This window comes from Streptomyces sp. S.PNR 29, from assembly GCF_030386795.1.
Lineage (GTDB): Bacteria > Actinomycetota > Actinomycetes > Streptomycetales > Streptomycetaceae > Streptomyces.
In genome coordinates, this window is record NZ_JANUQM010000003.1 from 34665 (window position 1) to 50206 (window position 15542).

13 protein-coding genes are annotated in these 15542 nt (G+C 71.1%); 7 read left to right on the forward strand and 6 right to left on the reverse strand.

The window, feature by feature from the left end; translation table 11 throughout:
* Positions 1 to 36: 36 nt before the first annotated feature.
* From NW895_RS09080 to NW895_RS09090, 3 genes are all read right to left on the reverse strand, one after another.
* The gene (locus NW895_RS09080; protein WP_289934865.1) at positions 37 to 744 is read right to left on the reverse strand and encodes an ester cyclase; all 708 of its coding nucleotides are present in this window, start codon (positions 742 to 744) and stop codon (positions 37 to 39) included.
* 87 nt (positions 745 to 831) lie between these two features.
* Positions 832 to 1605 carry an SDR family oxidoreductase gene (locus NW895_RS09085; RefSeq protein WP_289934866.1) on the reverse strand — a complete coding sequence of 258 codons (774 nt, stop codon included), beginning with the start codon at positions 1603 to 1605 and terminating at the stop codon, positions 832 to 834.
* 72 nt (positions 1606 to 1677) lie between these two features.
* Positions 1678 to 2346 carry an MOSC domain-containing protein gene (locus NW895_RS09090; RefSeq protein WP_289934867.1) on the reverse strand — a complete coding sequence of 223 codons (669 nt, stop codon included), beginning with the start codon at positions 2344 to 2346 and terminating at the stop codon, positions 1678 to 1680.
* Positions 2347 to 2427: 81 nt separating this feature from the next.
* Here NW895_RS09090 and NW895_RS09095 point away from each other — a divergent pair, with 81 nt between their 5' ends.
* Entirely contained in the window at positions 2428 to 3324 is an 897-nt protein-coding gene (locus NW895_RS09095) for a LysR family transcriptional regulator (protein WP_289934868.1), read from the forward strand.
* Positions 3325 to 3409: 85 nt separating this feature from the next.
* Here the strand turns inward: NW895_RS09095 and NW895_RS09100 are convergent, their stop codons facing one another.
* Positions 3410 to 3733, reverse strand: a complete 324-nt coding sequence (locus NW895_RS09100; protein WP_289934869.1) for a WhiB family transcriptional regulator — start codon at positions 3731 to 3733, stop codon at positions 3410 to 3412.
* Positions 3734 to 4113: 380 nt separating this feature from the next.
* On the opposite strand from NW895_RS09100, the gene NW895_RS09105 reads away from it, so the two are divergent.
* From NW895_RS09105 to NW895_RS09120, 4 genes are all read left to right on the forward strand, one after another.
* Positions 4114 to 4725, forward strand: coding sequence for a response regulator transcription factor (locus tag NW895_RS09105; RefSeq protein ID WP_003948568.1), 612 nt, complete (start codon positions 4114 to 4116; stop codon positions 4723 to 4725).
* Positions 4726 to 5166: 441 nt separating this feature from the next.
* A complete protein-coding gene (locus NW895_RS09110) occupies positions 5167 to 5754 on the forward strand; it encodes a sigma-70 family RNA polymerase sigma factor (RefSeq protein ID WP_289934870.1) in 588 nt (195 codons plus the stop codon).
* A 138-nt stretch (positions 5755 to 5892) separates the two neighbouring features.
* Complete coding sequence (gene guaB / locus NW895_RS09115) at positions 5893 to 7395, forward strand: IMP dehydrogenase (protein WP_289934871.1); 1503 nt, start codon at positions 5893 to 5895, stop codon at positions 7393 to 7395.
* Between the two features lie 114 nt (positions 7396 to 7509).
* On the forward strand, positions 7510 to 8634 hold the full coding sequence (locus NW895_RS09120) for a GuaB3 family IMP dehydrogenase-related protein (RefSeq protein ID WP_289934872.1): 1125 nt from the start codon (positions 7510 to 7512) through the stop codon (positions 8632 to 8634).
* A 277-nt stretch (positions 8635 to 8911) separates the two neighbouring features.
* Here NW895_RS09120 and NW895_RS09125 read toward each other — a convergent pair whose 3' ends face one another.
* Positions 8912 to 10120, reverse strand: coding sequence for a nucleotide sugar dehydrogenase (locus tag NW895_RS09125; RefSeq protein WP_289934873.1), 1209 nt, complete (start codon positions 10118 to 10120; stop codon positions 8912 to 8914).
* A gap of 275 nt (positions 10121 to 10395) precedes the next feature.
* Here NW895_RS09125 and NW895_RS09130 point away from each other — a divergent pair, with 275 nt between their 5' ends.
* Positions 10396 to 12102 (forward strand): glycerol-3-phosphate dehydrogenase/oxidase, encoded by a 1707-nt coding sequence (locus NW895_RS09130; RefSeq protein ID WP_289934874.1) that lies wholly within the window; start codon positions 10396 to 10398, stop codon positions 12100 to 12102.
* Between the two features lie 62 nt (positions 12103 to 12164).
* On the opposite strand, the gene NW895_RS09135 is transcribed toward NW895_RS09130, so the two are convergent.
* Entirely contained in the window at positions 12165 to 13208 is a 1044-nt protein-coding gene (locus NW895_RS09135) for a serine hydrolase domain-containing protein (RefSeq protein ID WP_289934875.1), read from the reverse strand.
* Between the two features lie 175 nt (positions 13209 to 13383).
* Here NW895_RS09135 and NW895_RS09140 point away from each other — a divergent pair, with 175 nt between their 5' ends.
* On the forward strand, positions 13384 to 15429 hold the full coding sequence (locus NW895_RS09140) for a serine/threonine-protein kinase (protein ID WP_289934876.1): 2046 nt from the start codon (positions 13384 to 13386) through the stop codon (positions 15427 to 15429).
* Positions 15430 to 15542 lie beyond the last annotated feature (113 nt).

Genomic DNA, 15542 nt, shown 5'->3' on the forward strand with positions numbered 1-15542 from the left:
CTGGAGCGGAACGGGGGCTTCCCCCGTTCTCGGGGACTACTTCTCCAGGGAGTCCAGCGCCCCCAGTTGCGCCATGAGCCCCAGCCGGTCGTAGCTCCACCACGTCTCGGCGATCTTCCCGTCCGGAGCGCACCGGTGGATGGACGTCCCGGTCATGGTGACCTCCCGCCCGGTGGCCGTGATGCCGAGGAACTCGCCCTTGTGGGTCGCGTTCCAGGTCCACCGGGTGGACACACGGTCACCCTGGGCGATCTGGTCCTCGACGCGGAACGTGAAGTCGAACCCGTTCCGCCACATCTCCACCTCACGCCGGAAGGCGTCCGGCCCGACGACGTCCTCGGCGTGGGAGGGATCGTTGTCCCGGTAGTCGTCGGTGAGCAGATCGCCGAACGCCGGCAGGTCGCCCTTGGCGGCGAGGGTCTCGAAGAACCTGCGCGCGTTGGCCGCGTACAGCTGCTCGTCCCGTACGACGTCCAGGTCCGTGAAGGTCGGCTCCTCCTCACAGAGGGCGACCATCTCCTGGAAGATCCGGTCGGTCTCCGGCAGTTCGGAGTTCCGCATCGCCTCCTCGTACGACGGAAACTCCACGATCTCGACGATGTGCGACGCGTCCGACCGGTCCTTCCCGACCAGACTGTGCGTCGCCGTCCGCTTCCCCTTGGTCTGCTCCACCCATGAGTCGAGCAGCCGGTTCATCTCGTCGAAGCGGCTGGTCTTGCAGTCGATGAGCTGAACGAAAGTCATGATCCGCCTCCGGCCCCCCTGGGTCCGGTCGAACAGCACCATTTTCCCACCGGGGAGCCGAGGCGTCCTTCGGGCCCACGGCCCGGCTCACTGCGGTCCGTACTTCCGTCCCGTCTTCGACGTGATCCCACCCAGCATCCCCCGGGGCACCAACTTCGCCGCCCCCGTGAGCGCCTTGTACCGCGCGTCCGGAATCGACAGCGTCTTCCCCCGCGCCAGATCCGCCAGTGCCGTCGCGACCAGCTTGTCCGCGTCGAGCCACATCCAGCCGGGGATGTTGTCCGTGCCCATCCCGGCGCGCTCGTGGAACTCGGTGCGCACGAACCCGGGGCACAGCGCCATCAGCCGTACGCCGCTCCCGGCCAGATCCCGGGCCGCGCCCTGGGTGAACTGCACGACCCACGCCTTGGACGCGCCGTACGTCCCGCGCGGCACGAAGGCCGCCACCGAGGCGACGTTGACGACCCCGCCGCGCCCCCGCTCCCGCATCGCCTCCGTCGCCGCGGAGGTCAGGCGCAGCACCGCCTCGCAGTGCACCTTCAGCATGCGCAGCTCGTCGGCCATGGGTACGTCGAGATAGCGGCCCTTGTTGCCGAAGCCGGCGTTGTTGACCAGCAGGTCGACGGGGTTCTTGCGGTCGCCCAGCCGGTCGGCCACCGCCTCGATGCCCTTGTCCTCGGCCAGGTCGGCCGTCAGCACCTCCGCCTCGATGCCGTGCCGGTCGTGCAGTTCGGTCGCCTGTTCGCGCAGCCGCGCGGTGTCGCGGGCCACCAGCACCAGGTCGTGCCCGTCGGCCGCCAGTCGCCGCGCGAAGGCGGCCCCGATGCCTGCCGTCGATCCCGTAATCAATGCCGTTGTCATGACGCAAGGTTAGTGACCCGGACTGTGCCCGTCCGCTTGCCCGGAGGCGAAACCGGGCACAGTGAAGCCACGTCAGGCCCCGTACTTCGTCACATACGTCCGCGCCGCCGCCAGCCACTCCGGATGCAGCGCCTCACCCGCCGCCAGCAGCCGCGGCAGCAGCTTCCGTTCGACCGTCACCGCCCGGAACTGCAGGGTCACCGTCACATCATGGTCGGGGCGGTGCACGATCTCGACCGGGTCGCCCGTCCGTATCTCACCCGGCGTGATCACCCGCAGATACGCACCCGGCGCACCCCGCTCCGTGAACCGCTTCACCCACCGCTCCTCCCCCACGTGCCCCTGGAAGGTCAGACAGGGAATCCGCCCGCAGGTCACCTCCAGCACCACCTCGGGGCCAATGCGCCAGCGCTCACCGATGCGCGCGCCGGACACGTCGAGACCCGACGTCGTGAGGTTCTCTCCGAAGGCGCCGTTCGGCAGCGTCCGCCCCAGCTCCCGCTCCCAGTCGTCGAGGTCCTCGCGCGCCACGGCGTACACGGCCTGGTCGTCGCCGCCGTGATGGCGCGTGTCGCACACCGTGTCCCCGGCCAGCCCGCTCGCGCCCACGCCCTTGGGCCCGGGCGCCGCCACCCGCACCGGCCCGTCCGCCGGCTGCTTGTCGATGCCCGTCACGCCCTCCGGCTGGTCCGTGTACGGCACGGCCTTCGGGCGGCCCAGGTTCACTGAGAGAAGCTTCATGACCGGCACGGTAGGGCACCGTCCGTCAAAGCGTCGACGCATTATTCGTCGTAGTGTCAAAGGCTCGCTTATCCTCGATGTGTGATCGAAGCCCGTCATCTCCGCGTGCTGCGCGCCGTCGCCGCCACCGGGTCCTTCTCGGCGGCGGGGCGTGAACTGGGCTGCACCCAGCCCGCCGTGAGCCAGCAGATGAAGGCCCTGGAGGCGTCCGTCGGCACCCCGCTGCTGGTCCGCAGCGGGCGCGAGATGCGGCTGACGCAGGCTGGCGAGGCGCTGGTGCGGCACGCCGCCGGGATCCTCGCCGGGCTCACCGCGGCGGAGGAGGAGGTCGCCGCCATCGCGGGGCTGCGGGCCGGGCGGGTGCGGCTCGTCTCCTTCCCCAGCGGAAGCTCCGCGCTCGTCCCGACCGCCCTTGCCGCACTGCGCGCCGCGCACCCCGGTACCCGGGTCTCCCTGGAAGAGGCCGAGCCGCCGCGCTCCGTCGGGCTGCTGCGAGAGGGCGACTGCGACGTGGCGCTCGCGTTCCGGTACGAGGGGGCGGCGGGCGCGGAGGAGTGGGACGACCTCGTCGTACGGCCGCTGCTGACCGACCGGCTCGTCGCCCTCGTGCCCGAACGGCACCGGCTCGCGCGCGCGACGTCCGTCGCCATCGGGGAACTGGCCGGGGAGCCGTGGATCGCGGGCTGCCCGCGCTGCCGGGGCCAGCTGGTCGAGGTGTGCGAGGCGGCGGGCTTCACGCCCCGCATCGACTTCGCCACCGACGACTACCCGGCGGTCGTCGGCCTGGTCGGCGCCGGTCTGGGGGTCGCGGTCCTGCCTCAGCTCGCCATCGAGTCCGTACGACCCCGGGGCGCGCGGACGGTCACGCTGGAACCGGCGGTGCGCCGGGAGATCGTCGCGCTCACGCTGCCCGACCTGGCGCAGGTACCGGCGGTGGCGGCGACGCTGGAGCAGCTGGGGCGGGCTGCCGTCCGCTGACGAGAGGGTCCTCCGGCTGACGAGAAGGTCCGTCGGCAAAAAAGAAGGGCACGCGTGCGCGTGCCCACCCTGCAGAATCGTTCTTTCAGCTGTTCGAGGCGGCGTGCCCGTTGCTCGTCGACACCAGCCGGTGGCGCGCCCTCCCCATCAGCTCCTCGCGCTCGTCCTCGGTCAGCCCGCCCCACACGCCGTACGGCTCGCGTACCGCCAGTGCGTGCGCCGCGCACTCGGCGCGGACCGGGCATCTCATGCAGACCTCTTTGGCCGAGTTCTCGCGAGCACTTCGAGCCGCACCGCGCTCGCCCTCCGGGTGGAAGAAGAGCGAGCTGTCCACCCCGCGGCACGCAGCCAGGAGCTGCCAGTCCCACAGGTCCGCGTTCGGTCCGGGAAGGCGGGAGAAATCTGCCATTGCGTGACCCCTTGCAGCCGATCTGGGCGGATCCGGTGTCTATGACCGTACAACTACGATCTAAGGAGATGAAAATATGACCCATTGCGAATCTAGCCGCAGACACCAGCAAACCGGAAGAAAAGGGGCTAAATGGGGCATAGGTTGTGATGAAAGTTCGAGGGTCTGTTGCGCGTACCTGCACCGTGTCCGTCCCCTCACGTAGAGTGCCGAAGATGACACACAGCCCCGTAACTCTTTCGAGTGACCGTCGTTGAGAGTGCGAGGCGGTTGAAGGAACCAGCGCTCGGGCCGGCGTCCGAGACGGTCGACCGCACAGGTGACGATTTCGTACCAGCCTGGAGGCTCAAGGTGACGCGCATCAGCTGCGGAGGGCGGTCATGACTTCCGTCCTCGTCTGCGACGACTCCCCGCTTGCCCGAGAGGCGCTCCGCCGCGCGGTCGCGACCGTGCCCGGCGTCGAGCGCGTGACGACGGCTGCCAACGGCGAGGAAGTCCTCCGCCGCTGGGGCGCCGACCGCTCGGACCTCATTTTGATGGACGTGCGCATGCCCGGCCTGGGCGGCGTCGAGACGGTCCGGCGGCTGCTGTCCGCCGACCCCGGCGCACGCATCATCATGCTCACCGTCGCCGAGGACCTGGACGGCGTGGCGCTCGCCGTCGCCGCCGGTGCCCGTGGCTATCTGCACAAGGACGCCTCGCGCGCCGAGCTGCGCGCCACCGTCACCCAGGCCCTCGCCGACCCCACCTGGCGGCTCGCCCCGCGCCGGCTGCGCTCCGCCGAGATGGGTGCCGCGCCGACCCTCACCGCGCGCGAGATCCAGGTCCTGGAGGGCATGAGCCACGGCCGCTCCAACGCGGAGATCGGCCGCGAGCTGTTCCTCTCCGAGGACACGGTGAAGACGCACGCGCGACGGCTCTTCAAGAAACTCGGCGCCTCCGACCGCGCACACGCCGTGGCACTCGGCTTCCGGTGGGGCCTGGTGCGCTAGCGCCTGTCGGCGGACCGGCTCGCGGAAGTGCGGCGGTACCGACATGACGCAGGTGAGCGGGGCACCGGGCATCACCCTGCCCGCGGGGCATCGCCTGCCCACCGGGCTTCCCCGACGGCAGCGCGATGACGGCCGAGCCGCGCCTCTCCGGCACGATCCGCCGGAGAGGTCCCGGACGCGTCCCCGTATGCGGCGGCGGGGATGTCGAAATCCCTGCTCAACGGCGGGTGCGCGGGGGCGGGGAAAGCAGCCGCCGGGTGCCCGCTGCTGGTTTCGCCGCGGATGCCGCATCCTTGAGATGTGGAGTCTCTCGGGGACGAGTCGGTCGAGCGGAAGGGGAGGGCGCAGGGAATGAGTGCCGGCGCACCTGCTCATAACGCTTCGGTGCACAACATCGGGCGCGGAGCCACGGACAGGACGGCCACAAGGCACCATGGACCGATGCGTGACGACGAGGCGGTCCCTGCGGAAGGGGCGATCGGTGGACTCGTCCATCGCGCCGTCGACGGGGACGAGCAGGCCACGCACGACCTGCTCGCCCATGTCCACCCCCTGGCGCTGCGCTACTGCCGCACCCGTCTGTCCCGTCTCCCCGGCGACGCGCGCCACTTCGTGGAGGACCTCGCCCAGGAGGTATGCGTGGCGGTGCTCCTCGCACTGCCCCGCTACCGGGACACCGGGCGCCCCTTCGAGGCGTTCGTCTTCGCCATCGCCGCCCACAAGGTCGCCGACCTGCAGCGCGCGGCGATGCGCCACCCCGGCTCGACGGCCGTCCCGTCCGACGAGATGCCCGAGCGGCCGGACGACTCGCTGGGCCCGGAGGAGCGGGCGCTGCTCAGCAGCGACGCCGAATGGGCCAAGAAACTCCTGGCCAATCTCCCCGAGAACCAGCGGGAGCTGCTCCTGCTGCGGATCGCGGTCGGCCTGACGGCGGAGGAGACGGGCCAGATGTTGGGAATGTCACCCGGGGCGGTACGGGTGGCACAGCACCGGGCCCTGAGCAGGCTCAGGGCGCTGGCCGAGCAATAGCCCTTCATTGAACAGGCGGTGCCTCGCTTCCGTACGAACATACGAAGCCCGGAGCCATCCAGAACCGTGGAATGGGACCACCGCGCTTCCCGTTAGCATGGACATCCGCACCGTTCAAGGCCATTTGGGGAAGGTGTCATGACTGCCAACGTCGACGGAGTGCCCGGTAAATTCGCGACACTCGGGCTGACCTACGACGACGTGCTGCTGCTGCCGGGCGCATCCGAAGTGCTCCCGGGCGCGGTCGACACCTCGTCCCGGATCTCCCGCAACGTCCGGGTCAACATTCCGCTCCTGTCCGCCGCCATGGACAAGGTCACCGAGTCGCGCATGGCGATCGCGATGGCCCGCCAGGGCGGCGTCGGCGTGCTGCACCGCAACCTCTCCATCGAGGACCAGGTCAACCAGGTCGACCTGGTGAAGCGGTCGGAGTCCGGGATGGTCACGGACCCGATCACGGTGCATCCGGACGCGACGCTCGCCGAGGCCGACGCCCTGTGCGCCAAGTTCCGCATCAGCGGCGTCCCCGTCACCGACGGCAACGGCAAGCTGCTCGGCATCGTCACCAACCGCGACATGGCCTTCGAGACCGACCGCACCCGTCAGGTGCGCGAGGTCATGACCCCCATGCCCCTGGTGACCGGCAAGGTCGGCATCTCCGGCCCCGACGCCATGGAGCTGCTGCGCCGCCACAAGATCGAGAAGCTTCCGCTGGTCGACGATGCCGGCGTCCTCAAGGGCCTGATCACGGTCAAGGACTTCGTGAAGGCGGAGAAGTACCCGCACGCCGCGAAGGACGCCGAGGGCCGGCTGCTCGTCGGTGCCGCCGTGGGCGCCAGCCCCGAGGCCCTGGAGCGCGCCCAGGCGCTGGCCGAGGCCGGGGTGGACTTCCTGGTCGTCGACACCTCGCACGGCCACAACAGCAACGCCCTCAGCTGGATGTCGAAGATCAAGTCGAGCGTGAACGTCGACGTGATCGGCGGCAACGTCGCCACCCGTGACGGCGCGCAGGCGCTGATCGACGCCGGTGTGGACGGCATCAAGGTGGGCGTGGGCCCCGGCTCCATCTGCACCACCCGTGTGGTCGCCGGCATCGGCGTCCCGCAGGTCACGGCCATCTACGAGGCCTCCCTCGCGGCCCGTCCGGCCGGTATCCCGCTGATCGGCGACGGTGGTCTGCAGTACTCCGGCGACATCGGCAAGGCCCTGGCCGCCGGTGCCGACACGGTGATGCTGGGCAGCCTGCTCGCGGGCTGCGAGGAGTCGCCGGGCGAGCTGCTGTTCATCAACGGCAAGCAGTTCAAGTCCTATCGCGGCATGGGCTCCCTGGGCGCCATGCAGTCCCGTGGCCAGGGCAGGTCGTACTCGAAGGACCGCTACTTCCAGGCGGACGTGGCCTCCGACGACAAGCTCGTCCCCGAGGGCGTCGAGGGCCAGGTCCCCTACCGCGGTCCGCTGTCCAACGTGCTGCACCAGCTCGTCGGCGGACTGCGCCAGACCATGGGCTACGTGGGGGCCGCCACCATCGAGGAGATGGAGTCCAAGGGCCGCTTCGTACGGATCACGTCGGCGGGCCTGAAGGAGAGCCACCCGCACGACATCCAGATGACGGTCGAGGCACCGAACTACAGCAAGCAGTGACGCACACGCGCGTTCTCGGCGCATGAGGGCGGCCCCGGGTGCTCCGGGGCCGCCCTTGTCGTACCCGTCGGGGATACTGGAAGGCGCTGAAACGCATCAGGGAAGGGCCACAACGTGACTGAGATCGAGATCGGGCGCGGCAAGCGCGGCCGCCGGGCGTACGCCTTCGACGACATCGCCGTCGTCCCCAGCCGCCGTACGCGGGACCCGAAGGAGGTCTCGATCGCCTGGCAGATCGACGCCTACCGCTTCGAGCTGCCGTTCCTCGCCGCCCCCATGGACTCGGTCGTCTCCCCGGCCACCGCGATCCGCATAGGAGAGCTCGGCGGCCTCGGCGTGCTGAACCTTGAGGGCCTGTGGACGCGGCACGAGGATCCCCAGCCGCTGCTCGACGAGATCGCCGGCCTGCCCGCCGAAGCGGCCACCCGCCGTCTGCAGGAGATCTACGCCGCCCCGATCAAGGAGGAGCTGATCGGCGCGCGCATCAAGGAGGTGCGCGACTCGGGCGTGGTCACCGCCGCGGCGCTCTCCCCGCAGCGCACGGCCCAGTTCTCCAAGGCCGTGGTCGACGCGGGCGTGGACATCTTCGTCATCCGCGGTACGACGGTCTCCGCCGAGCACGTCTCGCACTCGCACGAGCCGCTGAACCTGAAGCAGTTCATCTACGAGCTGGACGTCCCGGTGATCGTCGGCGGCTGCGCCACCTACACCGCGGCCCTGCACCTGATGCGCACCGGCGCGGCCGGCGTCCTGGTCGGCTTCGGCGGCGGCGCCGCGCACACCACGCGCAATGTCCTCGGCATCCAGGTGCCCATGGCGACGGCGGTCGCCGACGTGGCCGCGGCCCGCCGGGACTACATGGACGAGTCCGGCGGCCGGTATGTGCACGTGATCGCGGACGGCGGCGTCGGCTGGTCCGGCGACCTGCCCAAGGCGATCGCCTGCGGCGCCGACGCGGTGATGATGGGCTCCCCGCTCGCACGCGCGACGGACGGCCCGGGCAAGGGCCACCACTGGGGCATGGAGGCGGTCAACGAGGAGCTGCCGCGCGGCCAGAAGGTCGACCTGGGGACGGTCGGCACGATCGAGGAGATCCTCTGCGGCCCGTCCCACACCCCCGACGGCTCCATGAACTTCTTCGGCGCGCTGCGGCGGGCCATGGCCACGACCGGGTACAGCGAGCTGAAGGAGTTCCAGCGGGTCGAGGTCACGGTGGCGGACTCGCAGCACCGGCGGTAGGCGCAGGCCGTAGGGCTGGGCGGGGCCGGTCACTCCCGGGTGGGGTGACCGGCCCTTTTGCGTGTGATCGGCGACCCGGTTGTCTGGGGCGCCCCCTTCCAAGGACACGGTATTTCGGAAAGTGAGCGGCCGCCCCCACGACAACCAGGGGCGGACACCCGATCACTTTTCAGGAGCCCGTCGCAGTGGCCTCTGCGGTGGGCTCCACCTGTGGTACCGGCGAAGGATCCCCTCACGCCACCAGCCACCGAGGCTCGTACGACCCCACGCGCCCCCTTCACAACCGATACGCCACCCCCGTAGGCGTAGCCCCCCGCGTGTCCAGCAACAGCTGCGCCTTCACCGACAGCCCCTGCAGGTCGTACGTCCGATGCTGCTGGAGCAGGATCGTCAGGTCCGCCTCGGCGGCGGCCTCGTAGAGGGAGTCGGCGCGCGGGACCGGGCGGTCCAGGACGCTCCACGACGGCACGTGCGGGTCGTGGTAGCTGACGGAGGCACCCAGCTCCATCAGCCGGACCGCGATCTCCGTGGCGGGCGTGCCCTGCTGGTCGGCGAGGTCGGGCTTGTAGGTGACGCCGAGGAGCAGCACCCGCGCGCCGCGGGCCGACTTTCCGTGCTCGTTGAGGAGGGTGGCGGCACGCTGGACGACGTACCGGGGCATCCGGCTGTTGACCTGCTGGGCCAGCTCCACCATGCGCAGGGTGCGGCCGGCGTGGCCGGTGAGGTCCTGGGGGACGGCGTGGCCGCCGACGCCCGGGCCGGGGCGGAAGGCCTGGAAGCCGAACGGCTTGGTCTCCGCGCAGCGGATCACGTCCCACAGGTCGACGCCCAGGTCGTGGCAGAGCACGGCCATCTCGTTGACCAGGGCGATGTTCACATGCCGGTAGTTGGTCTCCAGGAGCTGCACGGTCTCCGCCTCCCGGGGTCCACGCGCGCGTACCACCTTGTCGGTGAGTCGGCCGTAGAAGGCGGCGGCCGACTCGGTGCAGGCGGGGGTGAGGCCACCGATGACCTTCGGGATGTTGGCTGGCGTGAAGTCGCGGTTGCCCGGGTCGACACGGCTGGGCGAGTAGGCGAGCTGGAAGTCGCGGCCGGCGCGTAGCCCCGAGCCCTCTTCGAGGAGCGGACGCAGGAATTCCTCAGTGGTCCCGGGGTACACGGGCGACTCAAGGATCACCGTGGTGTGCGGGCGCAGATGGGCGGCCAGGGCGCGGGCGGCCGTCTCCACCTGGCTCAGGTCGAGCCCGCCGTCCGTGCCCCGCGGGGTCGGCGCGCAGATCACCGCGGTGCGCACCCGGCCGAGTTCGGCCGGCCGGTCGGTCGGCCGGAAGCCCCCCGAGAGCATCCGGCGCAGCTCGGCGGGGCTCAGCGAACCGGCCTCGGGCCCGGTGCGGTAACCGAGCGTGGGGATGCCGGCGGCGACGGCGGCCTGGGCCAGCGGCAAACCGTACGGGCCGAGTCCGATGACGGCGAGATCTGCGGGCATGGCGTGGGCCGTCCTTCCCAGTAACCGACGCGGGACAGGTGCACAAGCCCTGTGGACAGGATGGGCGAGCACAACGTCAGACTAGGAGTAAATATGACCGATATGCGGGATTGGTCGGCCGAGTCTCGGCGAGTGTTTCGGTGCGCGTGGTCCATGGGGCAGCGGTGCGTGGTGGCTGAAGCCGGGCAAGCCGGTCAGAATTTTGGGCATAGGGGGTACGAACCGGGCTTCGCCCGACGGGTGCGGCCGACGCGACCGAGGAGCGGGAGGCAGCGGTGAGGACAGCGACACTGGGCCCGGCGCAGCGCGCCGAGTCACTCGCATCCATGGCCGAGCGCGAGCTGGACGTGCTGGTCGTCGGTGCAGGGGTGGTGGGTGCGGGCGTCGCGCTCGACGCCGTGACCCGCGGCCTGTCCACGGGCCTGGTCGAGGCACGCGACTGGGCGTCGGGCACGTCGAGCCGGTCGAGCAAGCTCATACACGGCGGTCTGCGCTATCTGGAGATGCTCGACTTCGCGCTCGTACGGGAGGCGCTGAAGGAACGCGGCCTGCTGCTGGAGCGGATCGCGCCCCACCTGGTGAAGCCGGTGCCGTTCCTGTATCCGTTGCAGCACAGGGCCTGGGAGCGGTTCTACGCCGGGTCGGGCGTCGCCCTCTACGACGCCATGTCCATGGCCCGCGGACACGGCCGCGGCCTGCCCGTGCACCGCCACCTGACCCGCCGTCACGCCCTCCGCGTCGCTCCCGCCCTGAGGAAGGACGCGCTGGTCGGGGCGTTGCAGTACTACGACGCACAGATGGACGACGCCCGCTATGTGGCGACGCTCGTGCGGACGGCCGCCGCGTACGGTGCGAAAGCCGCCAACCGCGCGCGGGTGACCGGTTTCCTGCGCGAGGGGGAACGCGTCGTCGGCGCCCGGGTGCAGGACGTCGAGGGAGGCGGGGAGTACGAGGTCCGCGCCAAGCAGGTCGTCAACGCCACCGGCGTGTGGACCGACGACACCCAGGCGATGGTGGGGGAGCGGGGACGGTTCCACGTCCGGGCCTCCAAGGGAATCCACCTGGTGGTGCCCCGGGACCGGATCCACTCCACGACGGGGCTGATCCTGCGCACCGAGAAGTCCGTGCTGTTCGTCATCCCCTGGGGCCGGCACTGGATCATCGGGACCACGGACACCGACTGGGACCTCGACAAGGCGCACCCGGCCGCGTCCAGCGCGGACATCGACTACCTCCTTGAGCATGTGAACTCGGTCCTCGCGGTGCCGCTGACCAGGGACGACGTCGAGGGCGTGTATGCGGGGCTGCGCCCGCTGCTGGCCGGCGAGTCGGACGCCACCAGCAAGCTGTCGCGCGAACACACCGTGGCGCACCCGGTGCCGGGGCTGGTCGTCGTGGCGGGCGGCAAGTACACCACGTACCGGGTGATGGCCAAGGACGCGGTGGACGAGGCCGTGCACGGGCTCGACATGCGGGTCGCCGAGTGCGTGACGGAGGAGATCCCGCTGCTGGGCGCGGAGGGGTACCGGGCGCTGTGGAACGCCCGGGCGCGCATCGCCGCGCGGACCGGCCTGCATGTGGTGCGCGTGGAGCATCTGCTGAACCGGTACGGGGCGCTGGCGGAGGAGCTGCTGGACCTCATCGCCTCCGACCCCTCGCTGGGCGAGCCCCTGCAGGCCGCCGACGACTATCTGCGCGCCGAGATCGTGTACGCCGCCTCGCACGAGGGGGCACGGCACCTGGACGACGTGCTGACCCGGCGCACCCGCATCTCCATCGAGACCTTCGACCGGGGCACGCGCAGCGCCCGCGAGGCCGCCGCGCTGATGGCGCCGGTGCTCGGCTGGGACAAGGACCAGATCGAGCGGGAGGTCCAGCACTACGAGAAGCGGGTGGAGGCCGAGCGGGAGTCGCAGCGGCAGCCGGACGACCTGACGGCGGACGCGGCGAGGCTGGGGGCGCCGGACATCGTGCCGCTGTAGGCCCTCTCGGTTCACTCGAACGAGTGGCACGGCGTGGGATCTTCGTTCGGGGCCGGCTCGTTCTACGGGGTGCGAGGGCAGAACTCGGCGGTGAGCAGCCGGGGTTCGAGGCCGGGGTCTGCGATCGCGTCCGTGTTCACCCGGAAGGTGAGGACACGGCGGCCGTCGACGGTGGCCGCGGTGCGCACATAGCTGCCCGAGATGTGCCCGTTGTGTCCCCACACCGTGACGCCGCACGGCAGCCTCTCGGGAAACAGCCCCATGCCGTACGCGCCATGTGCGGCACGGGTGTCGAGCATCTCGCGCAGCCGGCGCGGGGGCAGCAGCTCGCCGCCCAGCAGGGCCGCGTAGAAGCGGTCCAGGTCGGCGAGCGTGGTCACCAGCTCGCCGGCGGCCCCGGCCACCCGCGGGTCGAGGTCGGTGACATCGGTTCCGTCGGCGGCGTAGGCGCGGCCGTGCGGGGACGGAAGGGAGGTTCTGGGTCCGGGAAAGGAGGTGCCCGTCAGACGCAGCGGAGCGATGATGCGCCGCTCGGCCTCGGTGGCGTAGGAGTGCCCGGTGACCTGTTCGATGACCAGGCCGAGCAGGACGTAGTTGGTGTTCGAGTAGGAGAAGCGGCCGCGGTCGGCCGGGGGGTGGGTGAGTGCGATGCGTACGGCCTGACGAGGCGTCACGGGTTCGGCGCCGTCGGTGTCCGCGCTGAAGTCGTACAGGCCGCTGGTGTGGGTGAGCAGGGAACGCAGGGTCAGCGCGCGCCCGTCGTTGCCCGCCCCGCGCACCAGGCCCGGCAGGTGCTGCTCCACGGTGTCGGACAGCGACAGACGGTGCTCGGCCGCCAGCTGCAGCACGACCGTCGCGATGAAGGTCTTCGTGATGCTGCCGGCGCGGAAGCGGTCGTCGCGGGCGATTCCCCTGCCGGCGCGGGCGTAACGGGCGTGGGACCCCTCAACAGCCAGCAGGGCCGCGGCGGGAGCCCTGCCCCGGGTGACCAGCAGGGCAAGGATCCGGTCCGTGGCCGGGACCGCGGGCGGCGACGAGTCGGCCGGGGGCAGGACGAGCAGAGCCACAGCCACAGGGACGGCCAGCAGTGTCCGAAGTGGCGGCATCACGGGGCTCCGTACGTTGTCGGACGGCCCATCATGCAGGGTGGCCGAAACTCGCCCCTCGCCGGGTCCCCGGCACACGGGCCCCGGTGCACGTTCAGAGGCACCCTGGGCGTCGAGCACTTGTCGGGTGAGAGACAATGAAGGCTCTGTCAGGGCGGGTTGTTTGAGGGGACGCATGTCGGAGGCGGAGCGGGCGGGGACACCTCGTCAGGACAAGAAGGCACGCCTCCTCGCCGGTCGGTACCGGCTGGGAGATGTGCTCGGCCGCGGCGGCATGGGGACGGTGTGGCGCGCCGAGGACGAGACCCTGGGGCGCACGGTCGCGGTGAAGGAGCTGCGGTTCCCGGCGAACATCGACGCGGAGGAGAAGCGGCGGCTGATCACGCGCACGCTGCGGGAGGCCAAGGCGATCGCGCGGATCCGCAACAACAACGCCGTGACCGTGTTCGACGTGGTCCACGAGGACGACCGGCCCTGGATCGTGATGGAGCTCGTCGAGGGCAAGTCGCTCGCCGAGGTCATCCGGGAGGACGGCCTGCTGGAGCCGAGGCGTGCGGCCGAGGTCGGCCTCGCGGTCCTCGACGTGCTGCGGTCCGCGCACCGCGAGGGCATCCTGCACCGGGACGTGAAGCCGTCCAACGTGCTGATCGCCGAGGACGGCCGGGTCGTGCTCACCGACTTCGGTATCGCCCAGGTCGAGGGCGACCCGTCCATCACCTCCACCGGCATGCTCGTCGGCGCGCCCTCCTACATCGCGCCGGAGCGGGCCCGCGGGCACAAGCCGGGGCCGGCCGCCGACCTGTGGTCGCTGGGCGGACTGCTGTACGCGGCGGTGGAGGGCGTGCCGCCGTACGACAAGGGGTCGGCCATAGCGACGCTCACCGCGGTGATGACCGAGCCGCTGGAGGAGCCGAAGAACGCGGGGCCGCTGAAGGACGTCATCTACGGGCTGCTCACCAAGGACCCCGAGAAGCGGCTCGACGACGCGGGTGCGCGGGCGATGCTCAACGCGGTCATCCACGCCCCGGAGCCCCAGGAGCCGGAGCCGCTGGACGCGACCAAGGTCGTGCCGCTGCCGGCGCTGCCGGGCGGGCGTGCGGACAAGGGCGGTTCGGCGGGTGCCGGAAGCAAGCGGGGCGAGGAGGCCGGTGAGCGGCTGCGCGGGGCGCTGCGCTCCGTGCGGAAGGCCGCGGTCACGGCGGGAGCGGCCGGGGCGGCGGCCACGGCCCGTACCAAGTCCGGCAGCGGCACGGCGGTCTCCGGCTCCGGCTCCGGCGACACAGCAGCCTCGGCGTCCGGCGGTACGGCTGCCGCGGGCTCCGGCGGGGCCTCCGCAGGGGCGGCCGGAGGCCAGGGGACCGGTGCGTCCGCGTCGGCGGCCGGCTCGGGCAGTGGTCAGGCGACGACGGGCGGCCGTAGTTCGGGGTGGCCCGTGGTGCCGCCGCCGGATCTGCCGGCCAGGCCCGTGCCCCGGGCGCCGCTCACCGACGTGGTGCCGCGGCGGACACTGATGATCATCGCGGTGGCCGTGGCGCTTGCCGTGATCGGCACCGTGCTGGCCATCGCGTTCAGCGGTGATGACGACAGCGGCGCGAAGGGCGCCCCGAGCGGCGGCGGCAAGGTCGTCGCCTCTGCCGACGCGAGTGCCGACACCAAGGAGGACAAGGGCACCGGGACCAGCACGGACGGTGCCGCGACGGAGTCGGCGGCCACGGGCCGGACACCGCAGAACACGCCCAGCGCGTCCGGCGGTGCCGGCGCGGGCGCGGACGGCTCCTCCGAGGACGACCTGGAGGCGTCGCCCTACGAGGGGAAGCAGGGCTACCGCATAGGGCTGCCCAAGGGGTGGAAGTACCAGTCCACGGGCGCCGCGGGGGACCGGTTCACCGGACCCGACGGGCAGAAGCTGCTCATCGCGTGGACGACCACGCCGAAGAGCGACCCGGTCGCGGACTGGAAGAACCAGGAGCGGTACATGGTGCGCTCGCAGTACCGGAAGATCCGAATAGAGAAGGTGGACTACCGCGGCTGGAACACGGCCGACTGGGAGTTCACCTACGTGGACGGCGGGACGAAGTACCGGACCATCGACCGGGGCTTCGTCGTCAACGACCATCTCGGATACGCGCTCATGTACACCGCGAAGGCCGCCGACTGGGACAGCGCGCAGCGCAAGAACACATGGCGCACGCTGACGAAGAGCTTCGAACCGAAGTCGTGAGGTGACGGTCCCGGGTTTGGGAAGCCCGAGATCTGGAATCCCCTCAATGCGGGTTGCCTCCGGCACGTATCGTGAGTACTCGCGGACCGTACGCAGCCGGAACGGGACGCGGG

Bases quoted from the DNA above. Each gene is read 5' to 3' on its own strand.
- NW895_RS09080 (WP_289934865.1), bottom strand. From the start codon at position 744: ATGACTTTCGTTCAGCTCATCGACTGCAAGACCAGCCGCTTCGACGAG.
- NW895_RS09085 (WP_289934866.1), bottom strand. From the start codon at position 1,605: ATGACAACGGCATTGATTACGGGATCGACGGCAGGCATCGGGGCCGCC.
- NW895_RS09090 (WP_289934867.1), bottom strand. From the start codon at position 2,346: ATGAAGCTTCTCTCAGTGAACCTGGGCCGCCCGAAGGCCGTGCCGTAC.
- NW895_RS09100 (WP_289934869.1), bottom strand. From the start codon at position 3,733: ATGGCAGATTTCTCCCGCCTTCCCGGACCGAACGCGGACCTGTGGGAC.
- NW895_RS09105 (WP_003948568.1), top strand. From the start codon at position 4,114: ATGACTTCCGTCCTCGTCTGCGACGACTCCCCGCTTGCCCGAGAGGCG.
- NW895_RS09110 (WP_289934870.1), top strand. From the start codon at position 5,167: ATGCGTGACGACGAGGCGGTCCCTGCGGAAGGGGCGATCGGTGGACTC.
- guaB (WP_289934871.1), top strand. From the start codon at position 5,893: ATGACTGCCAACGTCGACGGAGTGCCCGGTAAATTCGCGACACTCGGG.
- NW895_RS09125 (WP_289934873.1), bottom strand. From the start codon at position 10,120: ATGCCCGCAGATCTCGCCGTCATCGGACTCGGCCCGTACGGTTTGCCG.
- NW895_RS09135 (WP_289934875.1), bottom strand. From the start codon at position 13,208: ATGCCGCCACTTCGGACACTGCTGGCCGTCCCTGTGGCTGTGGCTCTG.
- NW895_RS09140 (WP_289934876.1), top strand. From the start codon at position 13,384: ATGTCGGAGGCGGAGCGGGCGGGGACACCTCGTCAGGACAAGAAGGCA.